Source organism: Shinella zoogloeoides (assembly GCF_022682305.1).
Lineage (GTDB): Bacteria > Pseudomonadota > Alphaproteobacteria > Rhizobiales > Rhizobiaceae > Shinella > Shinella zoogloeoides_B.
This window is the reverse complement of record NZ_CP093528.1, coordinates 1,674,704-1,700,134: the sequence shown is the minus strand read 5'-3', so window position 1 is coordinate 1,700,134 and position 25,431 is coordinate 1,674,704. Positions and strand designations below refer to the sequence as shown.

Annotated in this window: 20 protein-coding genes; 9 read left to right on the top strand and 11 right to left on the bottom strand. The window is 64.1% G+C overall.

The window, feature by feature from the left end; all coding sequences use genetic code 11:
- Positions 1 to 405 precede the first annotated feature (405 nt).
- The gene (locus MOE34_RS08730; RefSeq protein WP_242222946.1) at positions 406 to 939 is read right to left on the bottom strand and encodes a single-stranded DNA-binding protein; all 534 of its coding nucleotides are present in this window, start codon (positions 937 to 939) and stop codon (positions 406 to 408) included.
- 288 nt (positions 940 to 1,227) lie between these two features.
- Between MOE34_RS08730 and uvrA the strand changes: the two genes are divergently transcribed.
- Both uvrA and MOE34_RS08720 read left to right on the top strand, forming a co-directional pair.
- On the top strand, positions 1,228 to 4,146 hold the full coding sequence (uvrA, locus tag MOE34_RS08725; protein ID WP_242223855.1) for an excinuclease ABC subunit UvrA: 2,919 nt from the start codon (positions 1,228 to 1,230) through the stop codon (positions 4,144 to 4,146).
- 22 nt (positions 4,147 to 4,168) lie between these two features.
- Positions 4,169 to 4,981 (top strand): DUF72 domain-containing protein, encoded by an 813-nt coding sequence (locus MOE34_RS08720; RefSeq protein WP_242223853.1) that lies wholly within the window; start codon positions 4,169 to 4,171, stop codon positions 4,979 to 4,981.
- On the opposite strand, the gene MOE34_RS08715 is transcribed toward MOE34_RS08720, so the two are convergent.
- Together MOE34_RS08715 and MOE34_RS08710 are read right to left on the bottom strand one after the other, a co-directional pair.
- The gene (locus MOE34_RS08715; protein WP_242222944.1) at positions 4,982 to 5,881 is read right to left on the bottom strand and encodes an EamA family transporter; all 900 of its coding nucleotides are present in this window, start codon (positions 5,879 to 5,881) and stop codon (positions 4,982 to 4,984) included. It abuts the gene before it with no gap.
- A 142-nt stretch (positions 5,882 to 6,023) separates the two neighbouring features.
- Positions 6,024 to 7,517 (bottom strand): NAD(P)H-hydrate dehydratase, encoded by a 1,494-nt coding sequence (locus MOE34_RS08710; RefSeq protein WP_242222942.1) that lies wholly within the window; start codon positions 7,515 to 7,517, stop codon positions 6,024 to 6,026.
- A gap of 366 nt (positions 7,518 to 7,883) precedes the next feature.
- Here MOE34_RS08710 and MOE34_RS08705 point away from each other — a divergent pair, with 366 nt between their 5' ends.
- A complete protein-coding gene (locus MOE34_RS08705; RefSeq protein WP_003515720.1) occupies positions 7,884 to 8,222 on the top strand; it encodes a P-II family nitrogen regulator in 339 nt (112 codons plus the stop codon).
- A gap of 59 nt (positions 8,223 to 8,281) precedes the next feature.
- A complete protein-coding gene (glnA, locus tag MOE34_RS08700) occupies positions 8,282 to 9,691 on the top strand; it encodes a type I glutamate--ammonia ligase (protein ID WP_242222940.1) in 1,410 nt (469 codons plus the stop codon).
- A 92-nt stretch (positions 9,692 to 9,783) separates the two neighbouring features.
- Here glnA and MOE34_RS08695 read toward each other — a convergent pair whose 3' ends face one another.
- Positions 9,784 to 10,815: a TAXI family TRAP transporter solute-binding subunit gene (locus MOE34_RS08695; protein WP_242222938.1), complete on the bottom strand. Its 1,032-nt coding sequence runs from the start codon at positions 10,813 to 10,815 to the stop codon at positions 9,784 to 9,786.
- Between the two features lie 46 nt (positions 10,816 to 10,861).
- The gene (locus MOE34_RS08690) at positions 10,862 to 11,860 is read right to left on the bottom strand and encodes a hypothetical protein (RefSeq protein ID WP_242222936.1); all 999 of its coding nucleotides are present in this window, start codon (positions 11,858 to 11,860) and stop codon (positions 10,862 to 10,864) included.
- 154 nt (positions 11,861 to 12,014) lie between these two features.
- Here MOE34_RS08690 and hspQ point away from each other — a divergent pair, with 154 nt between their 5' ends.
- A complete protein-coding gene (hspQ, locus tag MOE34_RS08685) occupies positions 12,015 to 12,347 on the top strand; it encodes a heat shock protein HspQ (RefSeq protein WP_242222934.1) in 333 nt (110 codons plus the stop codon).
- A gap of 75 nt (positions 12,348 to 12,422) precedes the next feature.
- On the opposite strand, the gene MOE34_RS08680 is transcribed toward hspQ, so the two are convergent.
- Complete coding sequence (locus MOE34_RS08680) at positions 12,423 to 13,046, bottom strand: invasion associated locus B family protein (RefSeq protein WP_160784224.1); 624 nt, start codon at positions 13,044 to 13,046, stop codon at positions 12,423 to 12,425.
- A gap of 278 nt (positions 13,047 to 13,324) precedes the next feature.
- On the opposite strand from MOE34_RS08680, the gene MOE34_RS08675 reads away from it, so the two are divergent.
- Both MOE34_RS08675 and MOE34_RS08670 read left to right on the top strand, forming a co-directional pair.
- Positions 13,325 to 15,121, top strand: a complete 1,797-nt coding sequence (locus MOE34_RS08675; protein WP_242223851.1) for an extracellular solute-binding protein — start codon at positions 13,325 to 13,327, stop codon at positions 15,119 to 15,121.
- Positions 15,122 to 15,240: 119 nt separating this feature from the next.
- Positions 15,241 to 15,912 (top strand): DsbA family oxidoreductase, encoded by a 672-nt coding sequence (locus MOE34_RS08670; protein WP_242222932.1) that lies wholly within the window; start codon positions 15,241 to 15,243, stop codon positions 15,910 to 15,912.
- A 57-nt stretch (positions 15,913 to 15,969) separates the two neighbouring features.
- On the opposite strand, the gene mfd is transcribed toward MOE34_RS08670, so the two are convergent.
- Complete coding sequence (mfd, locus tag MOE34_RS08665; protein WP_242222931.1) at positions 15,970 to 19,476, bottom strand: transcription-repair coupling factor; 3,507 nt, start codon at positions 19,474 to 19,476, stop codon at positions 15,970 to 15,972.
- Complete coding sequence (locus MOE34_RS08660; protein ID WP_242222928.1) at positions 19,473 to 19,781, bottom strand: succinate dehydrogenase assembly factor 2; 309 nt, start codon at positions 19,779 to 19,781, stop codon at positions 19,473 to 19,475. Before MOE34_RS08660 ends, mfd begins: the two co-directional genes overlap by 4 nt.
- A gap of 106 nt (positions 19,782 to 19,887) precedes the next feature.
- Between MOE34_RS08660 and recG the strand changes: the two genes are divergently transcribed.
- Both recG and MOE34_RS08650 read left to right on the top strand, forming a co-directional pair.
- Complete coding sequence (recG, locus tag MOE34_RS08655) at positions 19,888 to 21,990, top strand: ATP-dependent DNA helicase RecG (RefSeq protein WP_242222926.1); 2,103 nt, start codon at positions 19,888 to 19,890, stop codon at positions 21,988 to 21,990.
- 78 nt (positions 21,991 to 22,068) lie between these two features.
- Complete coding sequence (locus MOE34_RS08650; RefSeq protein WP_242222924.1) at positions 22,069 to 22,281, top strand: hypothetical protein; 213 nt, start codon at positions 22,069 to 22,071, stop codon at positions 22,279 to 22,281.
- 39 nt (positions 22,282 to 22,320) lie between these two features.
- On the opposite strand, the gene MOE34_RS08645 is transcribed toward MOE34_RS08650, so the two are convergent.
- The 3 genes from MOE34_RS08645 to glmS are packed head-to-tail and all read right to left on the bottom strand — an operon-like array spanning position 22,321 to position 25,371.
- Positions 22,321 to 23,028, bottom strand: coding sequence for a DUF502 domain-containing protein (locus MOE34_RS08645; protein ID WP_242222923.1), 708 nt, complete (start codon positions 23,026 to 23,028; stop codon positions 22,321 to 22,323).
- A 25-nt stretch (positions 23,029 to 23,053) separates the two neighbouring features.
- The gene (locus MOE34_RS08640; protein ID WP_242222921.1) at positions 23,054 to 23,548 is read right to left on the bottom strand and encodes a GNAT family N-acetyltransferase; all 495 of its coding nucleotides are present in this window, start codon (positions 23,546 to 23,548) and stop codon (positions 23,054 to 23,056) included.
- Positions 23,545 to 25,371 (bottom strand): glutamine--fructose-6-phosphate transaminase (isomerizing), encoded by a 1,827-nt coding sequence (glmS, locus tag MOE34_RS08635; RefSeq protein ID WP_242222919.1) that lies wholly within the window; start codon positions 25,369 to 25,371, stop codon positions 23,545 to 23,547. Before glmS ends, MOE34_RS08640 begins: the two co-directional genes overlap by 4 nt.
- Positions 25,372 to 25,431: the final 60 nt, after the last annotated feature.

The window sequence follows — 25,431 nt, the reverse complement described above, 5'->3', positions numbered from 1 at the left end:
CTCGGCGCTTCAATAGGTAAGCCTGTAGATGCCCTTACTAGGAAGGGCATCCGCTCTCCGTCGGAGAAGCGGGACCACCGAACAATAAGTGTATTTGCATTTTTCATTGATCGGCATGCTGTCCGCATGCCGATCAATGGCGCTTAAGACCCAGATTTACCGAGCAAAACAAAACACCATTGACCGGGATGCAGACAGCATGCCGATCAATGGTATCAACTATCAATGATTTGCCCGCCAGTCAAACGGCAAATCCAGCAAAGAGGCGACATTCAAAGTTTACAAATTTTCTCACTACTCACCTGACAGGAATTCGGCAGCTAACGAAAAACTGTAAACTTTACTTTCTGATAACGAATTCAGATAGTTGGGTGTCTTAGTTTACAAAACGTCGACCACTCTTTCCTAGAACGGAATGTCGTCATCCATGTCGCGGGCCATCGAACCGCCGCCCGAACGGCTGCCGCCGCCGCCGCCACCGCCAGAAGCCGGACGCGAACCGTAGTCGTCGTAGCTCGGCGCGCCGCCGCCATAGTTGCTGCTGCCGCCGAAATCGCCGCCGCCGCGGCGCTCGCCGCCGCCTTCACCGCGACCGTCCAGCATGGTGAGCGTCGAGTTGAAGCCCTGCAGCACGATTTCCGTCGAATAGCGGTCGTTGCCGGTCTGGTCCTGCCACTTGCGGGTCTGCAGCGCGCCCTCGATATAGAGCTTGGCGCCCTTCTTCACATATTGCTCGACGACCTTGCACAGACCTTCGTTGAAAACGACGACATTGTGCCATTCCGTCTTCTCGCGACGCTCGCCGTTGTTGCGGTCGCGCCAGGTCTCGGACGTCGCGATGCGCAGGTTGGCGATCGGCCGGCCGTCCTGCGTCCGGCGGATTTCCGGGTCCGCCCCGACATTCCCGATCAAGATCACCTTGTTGACGCTTCCAGCCATACCCGTAATTCCCGTTGTCGCGCGGGCAGAAGGCCCGACCTCATTCCACTACATGAATGCGGCATCTTATCGACTGGCGCGCGCCCGCGCCGCCCCGCAGAGGTGGTAATCCACAGATCAATTGCGAATTTTTGTTCTTTTTTTGTTCTAATAATTCCCTACACTCTTGTCAACCGAATCGGAAACGGGCACGGAATCTTCTGACCGCGCATGGACAGGCTCCCATCAATCCCTACATAGGGGCCGATCCCTTCTGCCATGTGCAACGACCTTCTGACGCTGGACACCATGAGCGAACTCAAGACCATTTCCATTCGCGGCGCACGCGAACACAACCTCAAGGGCATCGACCTCGACCTGCCCCGCAACAAGCTGATCGTGATGACGGGGCTTTCCGGCTCCGGCAAATCCTCACTCGCCTTCGACACGATCTATGCCGAGGGCCAGCGCCGCTATGTCGAGAGCCTCTCGGCCTACGCCCGCCAGTTCCTGGAGATGATGCAGAAGCCGGATGTCGACCAGATCGACGGCCTGTCCCCCGCCATCTCCATCGAGCAGAAGACGACCTCGAAGAACCCGCGCTCGACCGTCGGCACGGTCACCGAGATCTACGACTACATGCGCCTGCTCTTCGCGCGTGTCGGCGTGCCCTATTCGCCGGCGACGGGCCTGCCCATCGAGAGCCAGACGGTCAGCCAGATGGTCGACCGGGTGCTGGAATTCGGCGAGGGCACGCGCCTCTACATCCTCGCGCCCGTCGTGCGCGGCCGCAAGGGCGAGTACAAGAAGGAACTCGCCGAGCTGATGAAGAAGGGGTTCCAGCGCGTTAAGGTGGACGGTCAGTTCTACGAGATCGCCGACGTTCCAGCGCTCGACAAGAAGTACAAGCACGATATCGACGTCGTGGTCGACCGCGTCGTCGTGCGTCCGGACCTCGCCTCGCGCCTCGCGGACAGTCTCGAGACCTGCCTCAAGCTCGCCGAGGGGCTTGCGATTGCCGAATTCGCCGACAAGCCCTTGCCCGTCGAGGAGACGGCGGCGGGTGGCTCGGCCAACAAGTCGCTGAACGAGACCCATGAGCGCGTGCTGTTCTCCGAAAAATTCGCCTGCCCGGTTTCCGGCTTCACCATCCCGGAAATCGAGCCGCGGCTGTTCTCGTTCAACAACCCCTTCGGCGCCTGCCCGACCTGCGACGGTCTCGGCAGCCAGCAGAAAATCGACCCGGACCTGATCGTGCCGGAAAGCGAGCGTACGCTGCGCGACGGCGCCATCGCACCCTGGGCGAAGTCCTCCTCGCCCTACTATAACCAGACGCTTGAAGCCCTTGGCGCGGCCTACGGCTTCAAGCTCTCCAATCGCTGGTCGGAATTGTCGGAAGATGCGCAAAGCGCCATCCTGCACGGCACGAAGGAGAAGATCGAGTTCAACTACAAGGACGGCGCACGCTCCTACAAGACGGTGAAGACCTTCGAGGGCATCGTGCCGAACCTCGAGCGCCGCTGGAAGGAAACGGATTCGGCCTGGTCGCGCGAGGAGATCGAGCGCTACATGTCGGCCGCCCCCTGCCCGGCCTGCAACGGCTATCGCCTGAAGCCGGAGGCGCTGGCGGTGAAGATCAACAAGCTGCATATCGGCGAGACGACGCAGATGTCGATCCGCGTGGCGCGCGACTGGTTCGAGGCGCTGCCGGAGCATCTCAACGCCAAGCAGAACGAGATCGCCGTCCGCATCCTCAAGGAGATCCGCGAGCGCCTGCGCTTCCTCAACGACGTCGGCCTCGAATATCTCTCGCTGTCGCGCAATTCCGGCACGCTGTCTGGCGGCGAGAGCCAGCGCATCCGCCTCGCCTCGCAGATCGGTTCCGGCCTGACGGGCGTACTCTATGTGCTGGACGAGCCGTCCATCGGCCTGCATCAGCGCGACAATGCACGGCTGCTCGATACGCTCAGGCACCTGCGCGACATCGGCAACACGGTGATCGTCGTCGAGCATGACGAGGACGCGATCCTGACGGCGGACTACGTGGTCGATATCGGCCCCGCCGCCGGCATTCATGGCGGCGAGGTGATCGCGCAGGGCACGCCCGACGAAGTCATCGCCAATCCCGCGTCGCTCACCGGCAAATATCTCTCCGGCGAACTGTCCGTCGCCGTTCCAGGCGAGCGTCGCAAGCCGAAGAAGAAAAAGGAAATCAAGGTCATCGGGGCGAAAGCTAATAATCTGAAGAATGTAACCGCCTCTATCCCGCTCGGCGTCTTCACCGCCGTTACGGGCGTGTCCGGCGGCGGCAAGTCGACCTTCCTCATCGAGACGCTCTACAAGTCTGCCGCCCGCCGCATCATGGGCGCGCGCGAAATCCCGGCCGAGCACGAGCGCATCGACGGCTTCGAATATATCGACAAGGTCATCGATATCGACCAGTCGCCCATCGGCCGCACGCCGCGCTCGAACCCGGCGACCTATACCGGCGCCTTCACGCCGATCCGCGACTGGTTCGCCGGCCTGCCGGAGGCCAAGGCACGCGGCTACCAGCCGGGTCGCTTCTCCTTCAACGTCAAGGGCGGGCGCTGCGAAGCCTGCCAGGGCGACGGCGTCATCAAAATCGAGATGCACTTCCTGCCCGACGTCTACGTGACCTGCGACGTCTGCCACGGCAAGCGCTACAATCGCGAGACGCTCGACGTCACCTTCAAGGGCAAGTCGATTGCCGACGTGCTGGACATGACCGTCGAGGAAGGTGTCGAGTTCTTCGCCGCCGTGCCCGCCGTGCGCGACAAGCTGGTGACGCTGAATCAGGTTGGCCTCGGCTATATCAAGGTCGGCCAGCAGGCCAACACGCTGTCCGGTGGCGAGGCGCAGCGCGTCAAGCTCGCCAAGGAGCTTTCCAAGCGTTCCACCGGCCGCACGCTCTATATCCTCGACGAGCCGACGACGGGCCTGCATTTCCACGACGTCGCCAAGCTGCTGGAAGTGCTGCACGAACTGGTCAACCAGGGCAATTCAGTCGTCGTCATCGAACACAATCTGGAGGTCATCAAGACCGCCGACTGGATCATCGATTTCGGCCCCGAGGGCGGCGATGGCGGCGGCGAGGTGATCGCGGAAGGCACGCCCGAGGACGTCGTCAAGGTCGAGCGTTCCTATACCGGCCAGTTCCTCAGGGAGTTGCTGGAGCGTAGGCCGATGAAGCGGATCGCGGCGGAGTGACCAGTCACACGGGAGAACGATGATGAGCGCAACCGGCACCATTCGCACCGGCATCGGCGGCTGGACCTTCGAGCCATGGGAAGGCACCTTCTACCCGGAAAAGCTGCCGAAGAAGCGGCAGCTCGAATTCGCCAGCCGGGAGCTTGCGGCCATCGAGGTCAACGGCACCTATTACGGCTCGCAAAAGCCGGAGACCTTCGCCAAATGGGCCTCCGAGGTGCCGGACGGCTTCGTCTTCTCGCTGAAGGCGAGCCGCTTCACGACGAACCGCAAGGTGCTTGCGGATGGCGGGGAATCTGTCGAGAAGTTCCTGACGCAGGGCCTGACCGAGCTTGGCGATCATCTTGGGCCGATCCTCTGGCAGTTTCCGCCGACGAAGAAGTTCGAACCGGACGATTTCGAAGGGTTCCTGAAGCTGCTCCCGGAAAAGCTGGATGGCTTGCCGCTGAAACACGCGCTGGAGGTGCGTAACGACACGTTCATGGTGCCGGAATTCGCGGCGCTCGCCCGCAAATACAAGGCGGCCATCGTCTATGCGCAGCACGAAGACTATCCGGAGATCGCCGACGTGACGGCGGATTTCGTCTATGCGCGCCTGCAAAAAGGGTCGGACGATATCGCGACCTGTTATCCGGAAGCGGCGCTGGACGAATGGGCGGTGCGGCTGAAGGGCTGGGCCGGCGGCGGCGAGCCGTCCGACCTGCCGAAGATCGACCCGCAGACGAAGCCGGCCGGCAAGCCGCGCGATGTCTTCGCCTTCTTCATCACCTCCGGCAAGGTGAATGCGCCAAACGGCGCGCGGGCCTTGCAGGCGCGCAGCCAGCCGAAGGCCTGATCATCCGGCCTTTTGGGCTGCAGGAGCGGCACGCAGCCGGTCGATCAGGCGCGGGCCGAGCACGGTCAGGATAAGGCCGCAGACGACGAGCAAAGCGCCGGCAAGGCGCAAGGGGCCGAAACTCTCGCCCAGCACGAGGGCGGAAAAACTCATGCCGAAGATCGGCACGAGCAGGGAGAACGGCGCGACCGTGGAAACGCCGTGCCTGCGGATCATCAGGCCCCAGACGCCGAAGCCGAAGATCGTCGCGACATAGGCGATATAGCCGACGGCGCCGATACCCTGCCAGGAAAGCCCCTGCAGGGCGGCCATATCGCGCTCCAGTCCCTCCGTTGCCAATGAAATAAGTGCGAGGGGCACCGGCGGCACAAGGCTGGCCCAGACCATCAGCGCCAGCATGTCGACGTTTCCGGCCGCGCGGGTCAGCATGTTGGAGAAGGCCCAGGCGAGGCCGGCCGCAAGCGCCAGCCCGAGGCCGAGATAGGTGAAGCTGGCATCCACCGTGGCGGCGATCACCGCCATGCCCGCAAAGGCGAGCAGGATGCCGGCGACCTGCGCGGGGCGCGGGCGGGTGCCGTAGAATACGGCCGCCAATGCGACGGTGAAGAAGACCTGCGACTGCAGGAGGAGCGACGCAAGCCCCGGCGACAGGCCGACATCCATGGCGATGAACAGCAGGCTGAATTTCACGACGCCCAGCACGAGGCCGATGCCGAGCACGATTCGCCAGGACACCGCCGGACGCGGCAGGAAGAGCGCGAGAGGCACGGCGGCGAACAGGAAGCGGAGCGCGGAGAACAGGATCGGCGGGAAGTTCTCGAGGCCGATCTTGATGACGATGAAATTGAAGCCCCAGACCACCGCGACCAGGAGAAGAAGGACGACATCGATCAACGGCATGGTCACGGCTCCCGGCTTGTTTCGCGACGGTGCAGGCGGGTGGGTCACCGCGGAATTCTTACGCGCAGGGCGGCGGAAATTCCGCCGGAACGGCTCTGCGTTGCGTGTAACCGCTGTAGCGGGAATAGCGGCCTCCGCAAAGTCATTTGATTTGATCGTGGCCATTCAGGTTGTTGATGAGATCGTCCGCCGTCAGGCCCTCGCCTGCCAAGCGCCCGGCCTCTCCGTGACGCCACACGGCCGCGGCCGCGGCCTCGAAGGCAGGCATGCCCAGTGTCAGATGCGCGCCGGCAATCCCGGCCAGCACGTCGCCCGAGCCGGCCGTCGCCAGCCAGGGCGGGGCGTTGTCGTTTATCAGCGCCCGTCCGTCCGGCGATGCGATCACCGTATCCGCGCCCTTCAGAATGACGACGGCGTTTCCGCGAGCGGCGGCCTTCTGCGCGCGCTCGACCTTCGACAGCGTGGTGTCACTGGCAAGATCGGGGAAAAGCCGCGCGAATTCACCATCGTGCGGCGTCAGGACCAGCCGTGACTCCCCATCCGAAAAGAGCGCGAAGAGCCTCTCCGGGTCTTGGCGAAAAGCACTGATCCCATCGGCGTCCAGCACAAGGCGCCGGCCGGCCGCTGCGATCTGCTCCACATGGCGGCGGGCCGCCGGCGCATCGCCGAAGCCCGGGCCGAGAACGAAGGTCCTCAGCCGATCGTCGTCCAGAAGCGCGGTGAGGTCGTCCGCACCGTCCATCATGGCCTTCAGCATCACGCTCGTCAGATGGGCGGCATTCGCCGCAAGCGCGCCGGTCGAGGACAGCACGGTGACAAGCCCCGCACCGGCACGAAGGCCGGCCATGGCGGAAAGCCGCGCCGCGCCGGTGGCGGTCGCCGGGCCGGAGAAGACGGCAAGGTGCCCTCGGACATATTTATGCGCCGCGCCGGTCAGCACCGGCATTGCCGCGCGCCACGCATCGGGCGTGTTGATCCGCATATGGCCGGCATGCCCGGCGAACAGGCGCGCGGGAATGCCGATGTCGAAGACCTCCACCTCGCCCGCCATCTCCCTTCCGGGCAGGAGCAGGTGACCGGGTTTGCGGCACATGAACGTGACGGTCGCGGCAGCCTCGAAGGCCACGCCCCTCACCTGCCCCGTCCGTCCGTCGATGCCGGACGGCAGGTCCACGGCAAGCACGGGCAGCACATGGCGGCGCACCGTGTCGATGACGGCAATGGCCGCTTCCGGCACATCCCGCGCCAGCCCCGCGCCGAACAGTGCATCGACAACGACGTCGCCTGCCCGGGCGCGGTAGTCGGCCAGCGGCGCGACGGGGCCGGCAAAGACCGTATGAGCCATCGCGGCGTCACCCTTCAGTGCGGCGGGATCGCTGAGCGCATATACAGAGACATCGGCCCCGGCCGCGCGCAGCGCCCGCGCGGCGACATAACCGTCGCCGCCATTGTTGCCCGGCCCGCACAGGACGGCGAAGCGCCGTGCGCCCGGAAAGCGGCGTAGCACGGCGGCCGCGACCGCCTGCCCCGCGCGCTCCATAAGCCCATAGGAGGAAAGGCCGGATGCGGCCGCAGCCCGGTCGATGCGCCCCATATCCTCGGGTGACAGGATCAGCGTCTGGATTTCCTTGTGCATGTCCGCAGGATGCCCGCAAAGACGCGCCGGAAACAAGCCCGTATCCTCGTTGCACGGCAAAGATCATTTTTTATGCAGATGCATATTGGATATGCTCAAATTTACAGCTTTCGGCGCTGGTCCCGCCCGACATGCCGCCGCAATCGAAACGCGGCCGCGGAAGGATACATTTTTTAGGCAGATTCCCTCTGGTCCTTTTGCCCGGAAAGCCGCATCATCGCCCGCGTGAGGACGAGCGGGAGCGCCTGGAAAACGGATTTCATTCCATCTGGCACGCATCCTGCTTCAACTTGGCATGCTACGTGCATTTGAAGTGAGCAGCGGGCATGGCCCGCGCAAACAGGGGAAGCGGAGAGACATCTTCTCATGAAAAAGATCGAAGCGATCATCAAGCCTTTCAAACTCGATGAGGTGAAGGAAGCTCTTCAGGAAGTCGGCCTGCAGGGCATCACCGTCACCGAGGCGAAGGGCTTTGGACGTCAGAAGGGGCATACGGAGCTTTACCGTGGCGCCGAATACGTCGTCGACTTCCTGCCCAAGGTGAAGGTCGAGGTCGTTCTGGCGGACGAAAACGCGGAGGCCGTCATCGAGGCGATCCGCAACGCGGCCCAGACCGGTCGTATCGGCGACGGCAAGATCTTTGTCTCCAACGTCGAAGAAGTCATCCGCATCCGCACCGGCGAAACCGGCGTCGACGCCATCTAATCCCGCCGGGCCATTCCGGCCGCGGCTCTTTCTCGTCATCACATACAGGGACTTCGCTAATGACGACTGCCAATGACATCCTCAAGCAAATCAAGGAAAACGACGTAAAATTCGTCGACCTGCGCTATACGGACCCGCGCGGCAAGCTGCACCACATCACGATGGATGTCGGCGTCGTGGACGAAGACATGTTCGCCGACGGCGTCATGTTCGACGGCTCCTCGATCGGCGGCTGGAAGGCCATCAACGAGTCCGACATGGTGATGATGCCCGACCCGGCGACGGCGCACATGGACCCGTTCTTCGCGCAGTCCACCATGGTCATCCTGTGCGACATCCTCGAGCCGGTCTCGGGCGAAGCCTATAACCGCGACCCGCGCGGCACGGCCAAGAAGGCCGAAGCCTACCTCAAGGCATCGGGCATCGGCGACACCGTCTATGCCGGCCCGGAACCGGAATTCTTCATCTTCGACGACGTCAAGTACAAGGCCGACCCGTACAACACCGGCTTCAAGCTCGACTCGTCCGAGCTGCCCTCCAACGACGACACCGACTACGAGACCGGCAACCTCGGCCATCGTCCGCGCGTCAAGGGCGGCTACCTGCCGGTTCCCCCGGTCGATAGCTGCCAGGACATGCGCTCGGAAATGCTGACCGTGCTCACGGAGATGGGCGTCACGGTCGAAAAGCAGCACCACGAAGTGGCTGCCGCCCAGCACGAGCTCGGCGTCAAGTTCGACACGCTGGTGCGCAGCGCCGACAAGGTGCAGATTTATAAATACGCCGTGCACCAGGTCGCCCATGCCTATGGCAAGACGGCCACCTTCATGCCGAAGCCGATCTTCGGCGACAACGGCTCGGGCATGCACGTGCACCTGTCGATCTGGAAGGATTCGAAGCCGACTTTCGCCGGCGACGAATATGCCGGCCTCTCGGAAAGCTGCCTCTATTTCATCGGCGGCATCATCAAGCACGCCAAGGCCATCAACGCCTTCACCAACCCGACGACGAACTCCTACAAGCGTCTCGTCCCGGGCTATGAGGCGCCGGTTCTGCTCGCCTACTCGGCCCGCAACCGCTCGGCCTCGTGCCGCATTCCGTTCGGCACGGGTCCGAAGTCCAAGCGCGTCGAAATCCGCTTCCCCGACCCGCTCGGCAATCCCTATCTTGGCTTCGCCGCCATGCTGATGGCCGGCCTCGACGGCATCAAGAACAAGATCCATCCGGGCAAGGCCATGGACAAGGACCTCTATGACCTGCCGCCGAAGGAGCTAAAGAAGATCCCGACCGTCTGCGGCTCGCTGCGCGAAGCTCTCGAGAACCTCGACAAGGACCGCAAGTTCCTGACGGCCGGCGGCGTATTCGACGACGACCAGATCGACTCCTACATCGAGCTGAAGATGGCGGAAGTCATGCGTTTCGAAATGACCCCGCACCCGGTCGAGTTCGACATGTACTACTCCGCCTGATCGGCGCGACAGTCCTCCCGTCCTTCGGCGGGAGGTCTCCCGAGACGGAAAACCCGGCCATCGGCCGGGTTTTTTGTTGTCCTGCGAAGGGGTTATTTCTGAAGCCGTTGTTTCAAGAGGTTCAGGTATTCCTCGTTCTCGTCGCCCGCGCCGCCGGTGGTCCCGGCGTTCGGCTTGCAGCTCGGCTTGTAGTCCAGCGCCATGCCGGCCTTGACGCAGACGCCGACCTGCCAGCCGGGCGGCAGGGCCGTAAGATCGACGGTCTTCCATTTCGGATGGCCCGTCGTCCTCAACTTGTCCAGTCCGCCGATGATGAGGCTCGAGAAATCGGCCACCGTCTTGCAGCTGTCGCGATGATAGGCGTTGCGCTTGATGTCGTAGTCGTAGGTCATCATCACGGCCTTCACCGCGATGAGATCGACCGGCTGGTCCTGGAAGGAATAGGTGCCTGCCTCGATGCGCGAGGGCGTATAGGTCGCCAGAAGCGGCGCCTCGGTGATCGGCACGAGATGGAATTTCGCCTTGTCGATCGCATTGCCCGTGAAGAGCGATGCGGGCGCGCCGGCGACGTAGAAGAAAGCGTCGATCTCGCCCGAAAGGAGCTTGGGCAGCGCCTCGTCGGGGTTGATGTCCATGCGCTCACCGGCCTTCACCTGGAGGATGTCCATGATGAGCGTCGCCGTCAGGAACGTGCCGCTGTCCTTCTTGCCGACGGCGATCTTCTTGCCGGCGAGGTCCTTCATGCTGGAAATGTCCTTGCGGGCCAGCACGTGGATCTCCTCGTTGTAGAGCGGGAACATGATGCGCACGCCCTTCACCGCCTTCTGTACCTCCGGGTCGTTTGCCTCGAAGGTCTTCAGGTATTCGAGCACGTCGCTCTGCACGATGCCGAACTGCGTGTTGCGCCGGTTGCGCACGCCGACGAAGTTCTCCAGCGAGCCGGCGCTTTCGACGACATTGAGCTTCAGGCCGCATTCGGCGCCGAGCGCGGCGATGTCGCGGCCGATCTTGATATAGGTGCCCTGCGGGCCGCCGGTCATGATGTTGCGCTCGAATTCCTGCGCGGGCGCGCCGCCCGCCGAAAGCGCAAGGCCGATTGCGGCCGCCAGAACAGATCGCTTCATCCAAGTCTCCTTCCCATGAAACCGGCAGCCAGAGCTGCCGACGGAACTAGCAGTCGCTGTCGAGGTCGCGCATCAGGTTGCGCAGCGTCAGCACGGGCACGCGCTTGAAGACGCCGCCGAGCGCATTGGTGACGCACTCGCCGGAAACCAGCACGCGTTCGAGCTGGTCGCGCTGCCCGCTCGTCAGACGGTCGAGACCGGGCGTATCGTTCATTGCGTCCGCCACCAGGGCGGCGTTGCGCGGGCTGCGGCTATCGGCGGGCTTGGCATTGTCCAGCGCCGGCGTGCCGCTATTGCCGGCCTCTCCCTTCGGACGGGCGGCTTCGAGGGCGTCGATGCGGGCGTTCAGCGCGGCAATCTCGCTGTCCTTGCGGGCAAGCTCCGCCTTGAGCGTCGGCAGGTCCTTCGTGCGGACCGTTTCGGCGTCGCGCTGCGCTTCCTTCAATTGCCGGCGCAATGCATCGGCCTCGGCCGACAGCCGCTCGGTCTCGGTATCCTTGGCCGCATCTGCCTGGCTGTGCGCCTGATCCAGCGCCGTTTCCAGCCGCGCGATCTGGTCGGCCCGGACGGAAAGCTGGCGTTCGCGGTCGCGCACCGCCTCCTCCGCCCGCTTTTTCAGGGCCTCGGCATCGGCGACGCGCTGGCCGGCCAGTTGCAACTCGTTCTTCAGGCCGGGTACGATATCCTGCGTGAGCCGGGCATTCTCGGCGAGGGTGGTGGCTGCGTCGGAGGCGCCGGCATTCTTGCGCAGGGCCTCGATCTGCCGGGTGAGCGCACCGTTTTCCGCCGTCAGCGCCCTTACCTTTTCGCTGCCTGCCTCGACTTCCGCGACGCGCGTATCGAGTTCCCCGGCAAGCTCGGCGATACGCTGGTCGCGTTGGCCGATTTCGTCCGAAGGAGGCGCGCCGCCCAGCACGCGGAAAGCACCGTAGCCGCCGGCCGCGCCGAGTACGAGGCAGACCACGGAGGCGAACAGGATGCCGCCGATGCCGGAGCCGCCACCCGTTCCCGGCCCGTTGCCGCTCCTGCCCCATTGATTGTTCATGCTATCCGACCCGCTGAGACATTCGCTTTTCGAGGTACGCCGAAACGCCCGGACACGCAAGCGCCGTCCCCAGCTGAGAAGAACGGATGCGATGCATGGAACTATTGATGTTTCAGCGCAATTACCCAAATATAAGCGGAAAGGTAGGTACGCCATGAAGATGCGTAACGCAAAATTTGCCATCGGCGACGTGGTCCGCCACCGGGTCTTCCCCTTCCGCGGCGTGGTCTTCGACGTGGACCCCGAATTCGCCAATACGGAAGAGTGGTGGAATTCCATTCCGGCCGAAATCCGGCCCTCGAAGGATCAGCCGTTCTATCACCTCTTCGCGGAGAACGAGGAGTCCGAATATGTCGCCTATGTCTCGGAACAGAATCTCGTGCCCGACGACAGCGGCCAGCCGATCCGCCACCCGCAGGTCCGTGCGCTGATGAACGTCGATCACGGGCATTATCGCTGGAAGGAGGAGAGCGGCATCTTCCATTAGCCGCCTCTCGCCTTCGTTCCGGCAATAAAAAACCCGGCCGATGGCCGGGTTTTTCGTATCCTGCGAAGCCGCGGATTACTGGCTCTTGGCAGCCTTCTGGGCGTCTTCGAGCTTCTTGCGGGCTTCCTCGGCCTTCTTCTGCATTTCTTCCTGCAGCAGGCGCTGGCGCTCTTCGAGCTGCGACTGCTCGATCGGCTCGCCGTCGAATACGCCGGTGAAGCCTTCGAGCGAGAACTTGATCGGGTTCGGCGCGCGCTGGAAGTTGACCGAGGTCAGGACCAGTTCGCCGCCCTTCTTGAGGCTGGCGAGCATCTGGTCGGTGAGCAGCACTTCGGCGACGCACTTGTCGGGCATGCAGATGGCGTAGTCGAGCTTCTGGGCCTTGCCGCCGTCGATCTGCATCTGGATGCCGACCGGGATCAGGCGCGCGCTCGGAACCGAGACCTGCATGATCTTGCGGTTGGTCTTGCCGCTGACGGTGATGAGGCCGACGGCCGTGATGAGCTGGCCGCTGGACGCGGTCAGAAGGTTCTGCACGATGCAGACGTCATTGTCTTCCTGCTTGGTGCAGACCTTGAACCAGCCCTTCGGCGCGGCCTGCTGCTGTGCCAGCGATGCCGACGGCGCGGCGGCCATGGCAACGGAGGCAGCGAAGGCGGAAAGCACGGTCCGCTTGATGAGATTCGATGTGAAGATCATACGAGTTCGGTCTCCTGAAAATCCGGTGCCGGAGCGACGGCGCCCCTCCCATAAGCCCCTCTCGGGCATCTGGTCAGCCGTGCGCTCTCCTGTCGGCGAAATGAGGCATTTGCATGACCCGCTTCGGCGTAACCTGTTACAATGCGCCGCAGCGGATATCCAGCCTTTCCTTGCGAAATTCCGGCTTCCCTTCTATTTCCCCTGCGCGCCCTTGCGGCGGGTATAATGAGCGAGAATCATCCGGACCTGACGAGGAGACACCCTTGCGCCCCTTTCTGATGGCCTTTGCCGCCGCACTCTTCGGCCTGCCGGCCACTTTCGGCCACGCCGCCCCGGTGCACGGCATCGCAATGCACGGCGAACCCGCCCTGCCGCCGGACTACAAGCACTTCAGCTACGTCAACCCCGACGTGAAGAAGGGCGGGCGCATCGCCTATGGCGTCGTCGGGACTTTCGACAACCTCAATCCGTTCATCCTGAAGAGCATGCGCACGACCGCGCGCGGCATGTGGGACCCGGAATTCGGCAACCTTGTCTACGAATCGCTCATGCAGCGCTCACGCGACGAAGCCTTCACCATGTACGGCCTTCTCGCCGAGACGGTGGAATGGGACGACGACCGCACCTTCATCCAGTTCAACCTGAATCCCAAGGCGCGCTGGGCGGACGGCGAGCCGGTGACGCCGGAGGACGTGATCTTCAGCTTCGAATTGCTGCGCGACAAGGGGCGTGCGCCCTTCAGCCGCCGGCTTGAGGCCGTTGACAAGCTCGAGAAGGTCGGCGAGCAAAGCGTTCGCTTCACCTTCAGCGACAAGGCGGACCGCGAACTGCCGCTGCTGCTTGCGCTTTCGCCCATTCTGCCGAAGCACGCCATCGACGTGCAGACCTTCGACCGCACCTCGCTCGCCCCGCCGCTCGGTTCCGGTCCCTACAAGGTGAAAGAAGTAAAGCCGGGTGAGAAGATCATCTATGCGCGCGATCCCGACTATTGGGGCAAGGATATCCCCGCCAAGGTCGGCTTCGACAATTACGATGAGATCTCCGTAGAGTATTTTCTTCAGGAGAACTCGCTGTTCGAAGCCTTCAAGAAGGGCGAAATCGATCTCTTCCAGGAGGGCAACCCGACGAAATGGGCGCGGGGCTACGATTTTCCGTCCGCGCTTTCCGGCGCCGTGATCAAGGACAGCGTGAAGCCGAAGACACCTTCCGGCATGCTCGGCTTCGTGTTCAACACACGCCGACCCCTGTTCCAGAAGCAGGAATTGCGCAAGGCGCTGACGCTCGTCTTCGATTTCGAATGGGTCAACCGCAGCCTCTTCGAAAACGCCTACAAGCGCACCCAGAGCTACTGGCAGAATTCCGACCTCAGCTCGATGGGTGCGCCCGCCGATACGCGCGAGCGCGAGATTGCCGGCCGCGCCATTTCCCGCATCGAGCCGGATATCCTTGCCGGCACGCATCTCCTGCCGAAGACGGACGGTTCCGGCCGGGATCGCAAGGTGCTGCGCGAGGCGATGGACCTGTTCCAGAAGGCCGGCTACGCCATCAAGGGCGGGCAGATGGTCGATGCGGCGGGTATGCCCCTCACCTTCGAGATCATGACGCAGAACGCCGATCAGGAGAAGCTGGCGCTCGCCTACCAGCGCTTCCTCACCGCCCTCGGCGTGAAGGCATCGATCCGCACGGTGGACGATTCGCAATACCAGAGCCGCAGCCAGACCTTCGATTACGACGTGATCATCAAGGCGTTCCCCTCCTCGCTTTCACCCGGTATCGATCAGGTCAGCTATTGGGGATCGATTTCGAAGGACCGGGACGGCAGCTCCAATTTCGCCGGCGTCGCCGATCCCGACGTCGACCGCATCATCGAGGCCATGCTGCAGGCGCGCACCGCGGAGGATTTCCGCTCGGCCGTGCGCCTGCACGACAGGATGCTGCTTTCGGGCTACTATGTCGTGCCGCTTTATCACCTCGGCGAGCAATGGGTGGCCCATTCCAGGCATATCGCGCGGCCGGAGACGGTTCCGCTCTACGGTTTCCAGTTCCCCGCATGGTGGGATGCGCGGGCGCAATAAAGAGGGTATCCCCAGATTTGGGGTTACCTTGAGGTAACCTGTTGAAAGCGGGGGCAAGCCAGCCTATCTCGGCGCAAAGTCTCAACCGGAATTTTCCGGCCCATCGAAAGGAAAACCGGATGGAAGCCATTACGATCGATGTCGTCTCGGACGTCGTGTGCCCCTGGTGCTATCTCGGCCGCCAGCGGCTTGAAAAGGCGATCGACAACGTGAAGGAGGAACTGGCCGTCGCGGTGACGTTCCGCCCCTACCAGCTCAATCCAGACATGCCGCCGGAAGGCGTCGACCACAAGAAGCACCTTGCCGAAAAGCTCGGTGGTGCGGACGCCGTCAATCGCGCCCATGACATGCTGGCCGGCCTCGGCGCAGAAGATGGCATCGACTTCGATTTTCCGGCGGTGAAGATCAGTCCGAACACGCTGGATGCCCACCGCCTGCTGCGCTGGGCGATGATCGAGGGACAGGACGTCCAGAGCCGCGTCGCGCTCGCGCTCTTCAAGGCCTATTTCGAAGAAGGCCGCAATGTCGGCGACCGCGCCGTCCTGCTCGACGTCGCCGAGAGCGCCGGCATGGACCGCGCCGTCGTCACCGCCTTGTTCTCTGCCGGCGCCGACGTCGATGCCGTCAAGGAGGAGATCGGCATGGCCCGCGACATGGGCGTCACCGGCGTCCCCTGCTTCATCATCGACAACAAATATGCCGTGATGGGCGCGCAGTCCGTCGACGTGCTGACCAACGCCTTCCGCGAGATCGCGGCGATGAAGGCGCAGGAGCGCGTCGGGAAGAACTGAGTTAGCAACAGAGTTTGGAAAAGCCGTCCGGCGATATCCGGGCGGCTTTTTTGATTCCTACTGTTTCGCCAATCCCGCAAGCTGCGTCATCACCTGTGCGGCACCCGTCAGGCGCTTTTCCGGCGTCGGGTAGTCGCGGGCGAGGAAGAGGCTCTGGTCGGGTCGGATCTTCGCCAGCGTACCCTGCTTGGCGATATAGCCGACCAGTGCCGCCGGATTGGGGAATTCCTTGTGGCGGAACTGCACGACGACGCCCTTCGGGCCGGCGTCGAGCTTTTCGACATTGGCCACGCGGCAGAGCGACTTGATGTAGACGATCTTCAGGAGATGCTGGACCTCCAGCGGCAGCGGGCCAAAGCGGTCGATCAGCTCCGCGCCGAAGGCGTCGATGTCACCGAGCTCGGTGATTTCGCCGAGGCGGCGGTAGAGGCCGAGACGCAGGTGCAGGTCGGGCACATAGTCGTCGGGGATCATGACCGGCGTGCCAACGGAAATCTGCGGCGACCAGCCGCTGTCGGCGACTTCCTCGTCGCCCTTGATCTCGGCGACCGCCTCTTCGAGCATCTGCTGGTAAAGCTCGAAGCCAACTTCCTTGATATGGCCGGACTGTTCCTCGCCGAGGAGGTTACCCGCGCCACGGATATCGAGATCATGGCTGGCAAGCTGGAAGCCCGCACCGAGCGTGTCGAGCGATTGCAGCACCTTGAGGCGGCGCTCGGCGGTGCCCGTCAAGGTGCGGTTGACCGGCAGGGTCAAAAGTGCGAAGGCGCGGACCTTGGAGCGGCCGACACGGCCGCGAAGCTGGTAGAGCTGGGCGAGGCCGAACATGTCGGCGCGGTGGATGATCATCGTGTTCGCCGTCGGCACATCGAGGCCCGATTCGACGATGGTCGTTGAGAGCAGCACGTCGTAGCGGCCTTCGTAGAAGGCGTTCATGATATCTTCGAGTTCGGTGGCCGGCATCTGGCCGTGCGCGACGGCGACCTTCAGCTCCGGCACGTCCTGGCGCAGGAAATCGTGGATTTCCGAGAGATCGCTGAGGCGCGGGCAGACATAGAAGCTCTGGCCGCCGCGATAATGCTCGCGCATCAAGGTCTCGCGGATGACGAGCGGATCGAAGGGCGAGATGAAGGTGCGCACCGCCATGCGGTCGACCGGCGGCGTGGTGATGAGCGAGAGTTCGCGCACGCCCGTCATGGCGAGCTGGAGGGTGCGCGGGATGGGCGTCGCCGAGAGCGTCAGCACATGCACGTCGCTCTTCAGCTCCTTCAGCCGCTCCTTGTGCTTCACGCCGAAATGCTGCTCCTCGTCGATAATGAGGAGGCCGAGATTCGCGAACTTGATCGACGAGCCGAGCAGCGCATGGGTGCCGACGACGATATCCGTCTTGCCTTCGGTAAGCTCCTTCTTGGTCAGCACCAGCTCCTTCGAGCCGACGAGGCGGGAGGCCTGCTGCACGCGGATCGGCAGGCCACGGAAGCGCTCGGAGAAGGTTTTGAAATGCTGGCGGGCGAGCAGCGTTGTCGGCACGACGACGGCGACCTGCACGCCGTTCATCGCCGCGATGAAAGCCGCGCGCAGCGCCACTTCCGTCTTGCCGAAACCGACGTCGCCGCAGACGAGCCGGTCCATCGGCCGGCCCGCGCCGAGATCCTCGCGCACGGCGTCGATGGCGTTCGCCTGGTCGTCCGTCTCGTCATAGGGGAAGCGGGCGGCGAATTCGTCGTAGACGCCATCCGGCGCGGCCAGGACCGGCGCATGGCGCACGAGGCGCGCGGCAGCGATCTGGATGAGGCCGCTCGCCATGTCGAGCAGGCGCTTCTTGAGCTTGGCCTTGCGCGCCTGCCAGGCGACGCCGCCGAGCTTGTCGAGCAGTGCATCGGTCCCCTCGCCGCCGTAGCGCGAGAGGAGGTCGATGTTCTCGACGGGCAGAAAGAGTTTTGCGTCGTCCGCATAGACGAGTTCAAGACAGGCATGCGGCGCGCCGGCGGCCTCGATGGTGCGCAGGCCGACGAAGCGGCCGATGCCGTGCTCGGCGTGGACGACGATGGAGCCTTCGTCGAGACCGGCGACCTCGGTGATGAAATCCGCGCCCCGCTTGCGGCGCTTGGCGCGGCGCACCATGCGGTCGCCGAGGATGTCCTGCTCGCCGATAACGACGATATCGCCCGCCTCGAAGCCGCTTTCGAGGCTGAGTACGGCCGACCCTGCCTCGCCCGGCTTCAGCTTGCGGAGATCGCCGAATTTCTCGACGGGCACCACATTGCCGAGGCCATGTTCGGCAAGTACCTGTAGGAGGCGGTCGAGCGAGCCTTCCGACCAACCTGTCACCAGCACCTTCGCGCCGGAGGCCCGCTTGTCGGCGATGTGTTTGACCGCCTGGTCGAAGACATTGACGCGCGCGCCGTCGGCATCCTCGCTGCCGGCCGGCCGCGCCCAGCGCATGCCGGGCCGCGCCGCGATGGTCTCGACGTGGCGCGCCTCGCCCTCATGCTCATTGAAAGGCGAGAGGCGGATGGCGTCTCGTTCGTCGAGTTCGCGGGCGAAACGCTCGGCGTCGAGATAGAGGAGGCCCGGCGGTACGGGCTTGTAGGGCGTCGCCTGCGCCACCTGCCCCTTGCCGGGCGTGGCGGAGGCGAGACGCGCGTCGTAATAGTCGCGCACGAGGCGGGAGCGCTCGATGGCTGCCTCACGTACCGTATGGTCCGTGACGATACGGAAGCCTTGAAGGTAGTCGAAGGCAGTTTCCAGCTCGCCGTAGAACAGTGGCAGCCAGTGCTCCATGCCGGCATAGCGCCGGCCCTCGGAAACAGCCTGGTAGAGCGCGTCGTCGCGCGTCGCCGCGCCGAAGGAGGAGAGATATTGCTTGCGGAAATGCGAGATCGTCTCCGGCGTCAGCGTCACCTCGCTCATCGGGTTGAGATCGAGGGAGCGGGCCTGCCCGGTCGTGCGCTGGCTGGCGGGATCGAAGGAGCGGATCGATTCCAGCGTGTCGCCGAAGAAATCGAGGCGCAGCGGCTCCAGGCTGCCGGGCACGAAGACGTCGAGGATGCCGCCGCGCACGGCGAATTCGCCGACCTCGCGCACGGTCGCCACGCGCTCGAAGCCGTTGCGCTCTAGCCGTGCGGCGATATCGTCCATGCGGATCTGGTTGCCGGGCTTCGCCGAGAAGGCAAGGCTTTCGATGGTCGGCCGCGGCGCCGTCTTCTGCAGCATGGCGTTGACCGTGACGAGCACGATGGCCGCATGCGGCTTCTTCTGGTGGGCGATCAGCGCCGAGAGCGCGGAAAGCCGGCGCGCGGAAACCTCGGCGCTCGGCGAGACGCGGTCATAGGGAAGGCAGTCCCAGCCGGGCAGCGTCAGCACCGGAATATCGGGCGCGACGAAGCCGAGCATCTGTTCCAGATCGGAAATGCGCTGGCCGTCCGACAGCACATAGGCGACCGGGCCGGTCTTGCGGGCGAGATCGGCGAGGATTAGCGGCTCGACGCCGGAGGGCACGGCGCCGATGGTTATCGGCCGGCCGGCGCCGGCAATGCGTTCGGGAGAAAATCCGGGGATCATGCGCGATCGTCTTTGAAGAGCGGCGAAAAATCGGGGCGGTAGGCGGCGATGCGCGGGAAGAGGCCGCGCTGGAATTCTTCGGGCACGGGCTTCTCACCGGTCACCCATTTGACGAGGTCGTTGTCTTCCTCTGCCATGATGCGCTCCAGCTCGTCCAGCTCGGCCTCGGATAGCGTGGCGATCTCGGCATCGGCGAAGGCGCCGAGCACCAGATCCATCTCGCGGATGCCGCGGTGCCAGCAGCGGAAGAGGATGCGCTTGCGGCGCGGGTCGATCTCGGCGCTCGAGCGTGTCGTTCCCGTCATGATCGTCCTCGCTTTTCAACCCGCAACGTGATTGGCGCTTCTATAGACCGGCAAAAGCCGCTTGTCAGCCTTGCCAAAGGCATGATCTCCGGCGATTTTGCCGGCCATGAGACCCGCCCTGCTCGATCCGCTCTTCGCTCCCCTCTCCTCGCTCCCCGGCATCGGCCCGAAGCTCGGGGAACTCTATGCGCGCCTCTTCGGGCAGGAGAGCGTGGAGGATTGCCGAGTCGTCGATCTCGTCTTCCATTTTCCGCATTCGATTGTCGACCGGCGCAACCAGCCGGGTATCGCGAACGCGCCGCCCGGCGTCATCGTCACCATTACCGGCCGCGTCGACCGCCACCAGCCGCCACCCGGCCGGTCCAACCAGCCCTACCGCGTGTTCCTGCACGACGAGACCGGGGAACTGGCGCTCACCTTCTTCCGGGTCAAGGGCAACTGGCTGGAAAAGGCGCTGCCCATCGACGAGACGGTGGTGGTGAGCGGCAAGGTCGACTGGTTCAACGGCCGCCCCTCCATGGTGCATCCCGACTATATGGCGCGGCTCGGCGAAGCCGACAACGTGCCGCTGGTCGAACCGGTGCATGGCCTCACTGCCGGTCTTACATCGCGTGTGCTGCGCAAGTCGGTGGAGGCTGCGCTAGCCCGCGTGCCGCACCTGCCGGAATGGATCGACGCGACCTTGATGCAGCGGCAGGGTTTTTCCTCGGCCTTCGACGCCTTCCATCGCATGCACGATCCACGCGACGAAACGGACCTCGATCCGCAGGCCCCCGCCCGCAGGCGGCTTGCCTATGACGAGTTCCTCGCGGGCCAGATTTCGCTCGCCCTCGTGCGCCAGCGCCTGCGCAAGGTCGCCGGCCGGCCGGTGATCGCAACCGGGGCGCTGAGCCGCCCGGTCATCGACGCCCTGCCCTTTTCGCTGACGAACAGCCAGGAGACGGCAATCGCCGAAGTGCTGAAAGACATGGCCGGCGAGCAGCGCATGCTGCGGCTGCTTCAGGGCGATGTCGGCGCGGGCAAGACGGCGGTGGCGCTGATGGCGATGCTGGCCGCCGTCGAATCCGGCGGGCAGGCCGTGCTGATGGCCCCGACGGAAATTCTCGCCCGCCAGCATTTCACGACTTTCGCGCGCATGGCCGCTCCGGCTGGCGTGACCATCGACGTCCTCACCGGCCGTACGAAGGGCCGCGAGCGGGATGCCATCCTCGAACGCATCGCCTCAGGCGAGACGCAGATCGTCATCGGTACCCACGCGCTCTTCCAGGACAATGTCGCCTACAAGGATCTCGTGCTCGCCGTGGTGGACGAGCAGCACCGTTTCGGCGTGCACCAACGCCTGCGGCTGACGGCCAAGGGCATCTCACCCCACATGCTTGTCATGACCGCGACGCCCATTCCGCGCACCCTCGTCCTTGCCGCCTTCGGCGACATGGACGTCTCCAAGCTCACGGAAAAGCCCGCCGGCCGCAAGCCAATCCAGACTGTCGTCGTGCCGCAGGAACGTGTGGGCGATATCGTCGACCGCCTGCGCGCCGCGCTTGCCGAGGGCAAGAAAGCCTACTGGATCTGCCCGCTGGTGGAGGAAACCGAAGAAAGCGAACTGATGTCCGTCGAGGAGCGGCATGCGACGCTGGCGAGCATCTTCGGCCCCGCCGCAGGCCTCGTGCACGGCCGCATGAGCGGGCCGGAGAAGGATGCGGCCATGCTCGCCTTCAAGAGTGGCGAGACGCGGCTGCTGGTTGCGACGACCGTCGTGGAGGTCGGCGTCGACGTGCCGGACGCTTCCATCATGGTGATCGAGCATGCCGAGCGCTTCGGCCTCGCCCAGCTCCACCAGTTGCGCGGGCGGGTCGGACGCGGCGAAGAGGCGTCGAGCTGCATCCTGCTCTACAAGGGGCCGCTGAGTGAGAATGGGCGGGCGCGGCTTTCCATCCTGCGCGAGACGGAGGACGGTTTCCGCATCGCGGAGGAGGATCTGAAGCTGCGCGGAGAAGGCGAGCTGCTCGGCACAAGGCAGTCCGGTACGCCGGGGTTCCTCGTGGCGAGCCTCGAGGCGCATGGCGATCTTCTCGAAATAGCCCGCAAGGACGCCGCCTATCTCCTCGAACGCGACCCGGAGTTGACGGGCGAGCGGGGCGAAGCGATCCGCACCCTGCTCTATCTCTACCGCCGCGACGAGGCGATCCGGTTCCTGCGCGCCGGATGAGGCCCACAAAATCGTGATTTCGCCGAGACCGCGCGTGAAGGCATACTTGTTCCTCACCCGCGAAGGAGGAGAAATGCCATGAAGACAGTTCTCGCAGTCGCAGCAATCCTCGGCCTTTCGGCATCCGCAGCCCTTGCGGATTGCGCCTGGCACAACAAGACCTCGGCGGAAGCCAAGGTCGACAAGTCGATCACGACCGCAAGCGTCGTGGCCACTGAAAAGCAGTCCCGCCTTCCCGCGGCAACGGACCAGATCATTCTGGACGAACAGAACGCCGCTACGAAGGAATAGGCTGTTGCGAGCCGTCTCGGGTTCCGGGACGGCTCCCCCTTATCCCTTCTTCTTTGCTTTCGCCTTGGCCTTGCGTTGCTCCTCGCTTTCGAGGAGCTGCAACGTCTTTTCCGGTGGCGTGACGAGGCCGACCGAGATGATGAGCTTGGCGGCGTCCTCGGCGCTCATGTCGAGCGGCACGAGCTTTTCGCGCGGAACGTAGACGAGGAAGCCGGCCGTCGGGAACGGCGTCGGCGGCAGGAAGCAGGCGACCATGTCCTTGCCCATGGACTGGAACTTCGTCGCGATCTCGCCGCGCGCATCCGTCGCCACGAAGACGACAGACCAGAGGCCGGGGCTCGGATATTCGATCATCGCCGCCTTGTTGAAGGAGTTGCCCTTGTCCTTCAGCACCGTCTCGAAGATCTGCTTCAGGCTCTTGTGCACCGTGCGCACCAGCGGCGTGCGGTTGAACAGCGAATCGCCGAATTCCACCACCGTGCGGCCGATGAGGTTCTTGCCGAGGAATCCGACCAGCGTGATCAGCACCAGCGCGATCAGCAGGCCGAAGCCGGGAATGGCGAACTGGAAATAGTTCTCCGGGTTGTAGTGCGCCGGAATATAGGGCTTCACCCAGCTATCGGCCCACCGGATGAAGGACCAGGTCAGCCATATGGTGATGGCGATCGGCGCGCAGATGACGAGGCCGGTCAGGAAGTTGTTGCGCAGCCGCATGGCGAGCGACTGTCTCGGGACGAGGTCGGTCATCTAAGGTCCAGTGTGAGGCAGCCGCTCAGCCGTAGAAGCCCGGATGATAGGAAACGCTTCCCGCGCCGTAAACCGGGGAAAACGCCACACGCATGAAATACTCCGGCGGCACCCCGTCGAGCGTCAGCCTGGGATCCGGCTTAAAGCCGAAACGGCTGTAGTAGGCGGGATCGCCGAGGAGCACGCAGCCCGTCGCACCGAGCGCTTTCAGCCGCTCCAGCCCTTCGCCGATGAGCTTGCCGCCAATTCCCTCGCCCTGCCGCGACGGATCGACCGAAATCGGGCCGAGGCCGTACCAGCCCCTGCTGCCATCCGAAAGCGATACCGGGGAAAAGGCGACATGCCCGACGATGGTCCCATCCGCTTCCGCCACCAGCGAAAGCGTAAGCACTCCAGCCGCGCGCAGACGGTCGATGATCAGATGTTCCGTGCCATCGGCGTGCGGCGCGGTCCTGAAGGCCGTTTCCGTCAGCATGCGGATGGCGTCGATATCGCCTTCGCGTTCCGGCCGGACGATCATTCGACGGTGACCGACTTGGCGAGGTTGCGCGGCTGGTCCACGTCCGTGCCCATGAAGACGGCGGTGTGATAGGCGAGAAGCTGGATCGGCAGCGAATAGATCATCGGCGCGATGATCTCGTCGACATTCGGCAGCACGATGGTCTTCATCGTCGGCAGCTTGGAGGCGGCCGCCCCCTTCTCGTCGGTGATGAAGATGATCCGGCCACCACGGGCAGCCACTTCCTGCATGTTCGACACGGTCTTTTCGAAGAAGCGGTCATGCGGGGCGATAACGATGACGGGCATGTTCTCGTCGATCAGCGCGATCGGGCCGTGCTTCAGCTCGCCGGCGGCATAGCCTTCGGCGTGGATGTAGGAAATTTCCTTGAGCTTCAGCGCGCCTTCCATGGCCAGCGGATAGCTGGTGCCACGGCCGAGATAGAGCACGTCCTTGCACTTGGACAGGTCGCGCGAAAGCTGCTCGATGGCCGGCTGGATGGTGTTGAGCACGCCTGCCATGATGCGCGGCATCTCGGCAAGATGATGCACCAGTTCCTTCTCCTCGGCTTCGCTGATCGTGCCGCGCGCCCGGCCCGCGCCGATGGCGAGCGCGGCGAGCACGGCGAGCTGGCAGGTAAAGGCCTTGGTGGAGGCGACGCCGATCTCCGGGCCGGCGAGGATCGGGAAGACGGCGTCCGATTCGCGGGCGATGGTCGATTCCTTGGCATTGACCACGGCGCCGATCTTCAGGCCGTTCTCCTTGCAGTAGCGCAGCGAGGCCAGCGTATCGGCGGTCTCGCCCGACTGCGAGATGAAGAGCGCGGCGGAGGCCGGGTTCAGCGGAATCTCGCGATAGCGGAACTCCGAGGCGACATCGATCTCGACCGGCAGGCGAGCGTAACGCTCGAACCAGTATTTGCCGACGAGGCCGGCGAGATAGGCCGTGCCGCAAGCCGAAATGGCAAGGCTCGGCACCCTGGCGAAATCGATGTCTGCTGCGACCGGGCGTACCGTATGCGCGAGGAAATCGACATAGTGGCTGAGGGCGTGAGAGATCGCCTCCGGCTGCTCATGGATTTCCTTTTCCATGAAATGCCGGTGGTTGCCCTTGTCGATGAGATAGGCGGCGGCCGAGGAGACCTGCTTCGGGCGCTCGACGCGGTTGCCATCCATATCGAAGATGAAGGCCCCGTCGCGGCCGATCACGGCCCAGTCGCCATCGACGAGATAGCTGATCTCGCTGGTGAAGGGGGCGAGCGCGATGGCGTCGGAACCGAGGAACATCTCGCCCCGGCCATGGCCGATGGCGAGCGGCGGGCCGTTGCGGGCAGCCAGGATGGTGGACGGGTCGTCCTCGAAGATGACGGCGAGCGCATAGGCCCCGGTGACGCGGCGCAGCATGGCATGCATCGCCTCGCGGCGGCCAAGGCCGTCGCGGCGGAATTTCGCGACGAGCTGCGCGACGACTTCCGTGTCGGTCTGCGTGACGAAGGTCGCGCCGCCGGCGGCAAGCTCGTCCTTCAGCTCGGAGAAATTCTCGATGATGCCGTTGTGCACGACAGCGACACCTTCGACGAAATGCGGGTGCGCGTTGTTCTCCGTCGGCGCGCCGTGCGTCGCCCAGCGCGTATGGGCGATGCCGATGGTGCCGCCCAGCGGCTCTTCCGAAAGGCGCTTCTCAAGGTTGAAGAGCTTGCCCTCGGCACGGCGGCGCGCGAGCTTGCCGTCGACGATGGAGGCGACGCCGGCGGAATCGTAGCCCCGGTATTCAAGGCGCTTCAGGGCATCGACAAGCCGACCCGCGACAGGCTGGTTTCCAACGATACCGACAATTCCGCACATGGGCCGCTCCGCTCTTTCGAAATGCTGTGTCGCGCCCTTCGTAGAGCTTTTTTATCGCGA

Bases quoted from the DNA above. Each gene is read 5' to 3' on its own strand.
- MOE34_RS08695 (WP_242222938.1), bottom strand. From the start codon at position 10,815: ATGAAGCGATCTGTTCTGGCGGCCGCAATCGGCCTTGCGCTTTCGGCG.
- MOE34_RS08670 (WP_242222932.1), top strand. From the start codon at position 15,241: ATGGAAGCCATTACGATCGATGTCGTCTCGGACGTCGTGTGCCCCTGG.
- MOE34_RS08640 (WP_242222921.1), bottom strand. From the start codon at position 23,548: ATGATCGTCCGGCCGGAACGCGAAGGCGATATCGACGCCATCCGCATG.
- MOE34_RS08690 (WP_242222936.1), bottom strand. From the start codon at position 11,860: ATGAACAATCAATGGGGCAGGAGCGGCAACGGGCCGGGAACGGGTGGC.
- MOE34_RS08650 (WP_242222924.1), top strand. From the start codon at position 22,069: ATGAAGACAGTTCTCGCAGTCGCAGCAATCCTCGGCCTTTCGGCATCC.
- MOE34_RS08720 (WP_242223853.1), top strand. From the start codon at position 4,169: ATGAGCGCAACCGGCACCATTCGCACCGGCATCGGCGGCTGGACCTTC.
- glnA (WP_242222940.1), top strand. From the start codon at position 8,282: ATGACGACTGCCAATGACATCCTCAAGCAAATCAAGGAAAACGACGTA.
- MOE34_RS08680 (WP_160784224.1), bottom strand. From the start codon at position 13,046: ATGATCTTCACATCGAATCTCATCAAGCGGACCGTGCTTTCCGCCTTC.
- mfd (WP_242222931.1), bottom strand. From the start codon at position 19,476: ATGATCCCCGGATTTTCTCCCGAACGCATTGCCGGCGCCGGCCGGCCG.
- MOE34_RS08730 (WP_242222946.1), bottom strand. From the start codon at position 939: ATGGCTGGAAGCGTCAACAAGGTGATCTTGATCGGGAATGTCGGGGCG.
- MOE34_RS08705 (WP_003515720.1), top strand. From the start codon at position 7,884: ATGAAAAAGATCGAAGCGATCATCAAGCCTTTCAAACTCGATGAGGTG.
- MOE34_RS08660 (WP_242222928.1), bottom strand. From the start codon at position 19,781: ATGACGGGAACGACACGCTCGAGCGCCGAGATCGACCCGCGCCGCAAG.
- glmS (WP_242222919.1), bottom strand. From the start codon at position 25,371: ATGTGCGGAATTGTCGGTATCGTTGGAAACCAGCCTGTCGCGGGTCGG.
- uvrA (WP_242223855.1), top strand. From the start codon at position 1,228: ATGAGCGAACTCAAGACCATTTCCATTCGCGGCGCACGCGAACACAAC.
- MOE34_RS08675 (WP_242223851.1), top strand. From the start codon at position 13,325: ATGGCCTTTGCCGCCGCACTCTTCGGCCTGCCGGCCACTTTCGGCCAC.
- MOE34_RS08710 (WP_242222942.1), bottom strand. From the start codon at position 7,517: ATGCACAAGGAAATCCAGACGCTGATCCTGTCACCCGAGGATATGGGG.
- MOE34_RS08715 (WP_242222944.1), bottom strand. From the start codon at position 5,881: ATGCCGTTGATCGATGTCGTCCTTCTTCTCCTGGTCGCGGTGGTCTGG.
- hspQ (WP_242222934.1), top strand. From the start codon at position 12,015: ATGAAGATGCGTAACGCAAAATTTGCCATCGGCGACGTGGTCCGCCAC.
- MOE34_RS08645 (WP_242222923.1), bottom strand. From the start codon at position 23,028: ATGACCGACCTCGTCCCGAGACAGTCGCTCGCCATGCGGCTGCGCAAC.
- recG (WP_242222926.1), top strand. From the start codon at position 19,888: ATGAGACCCGCCCTGCTCGATCCGCTCTTCGCTCCCCTCTCCTCGCTC.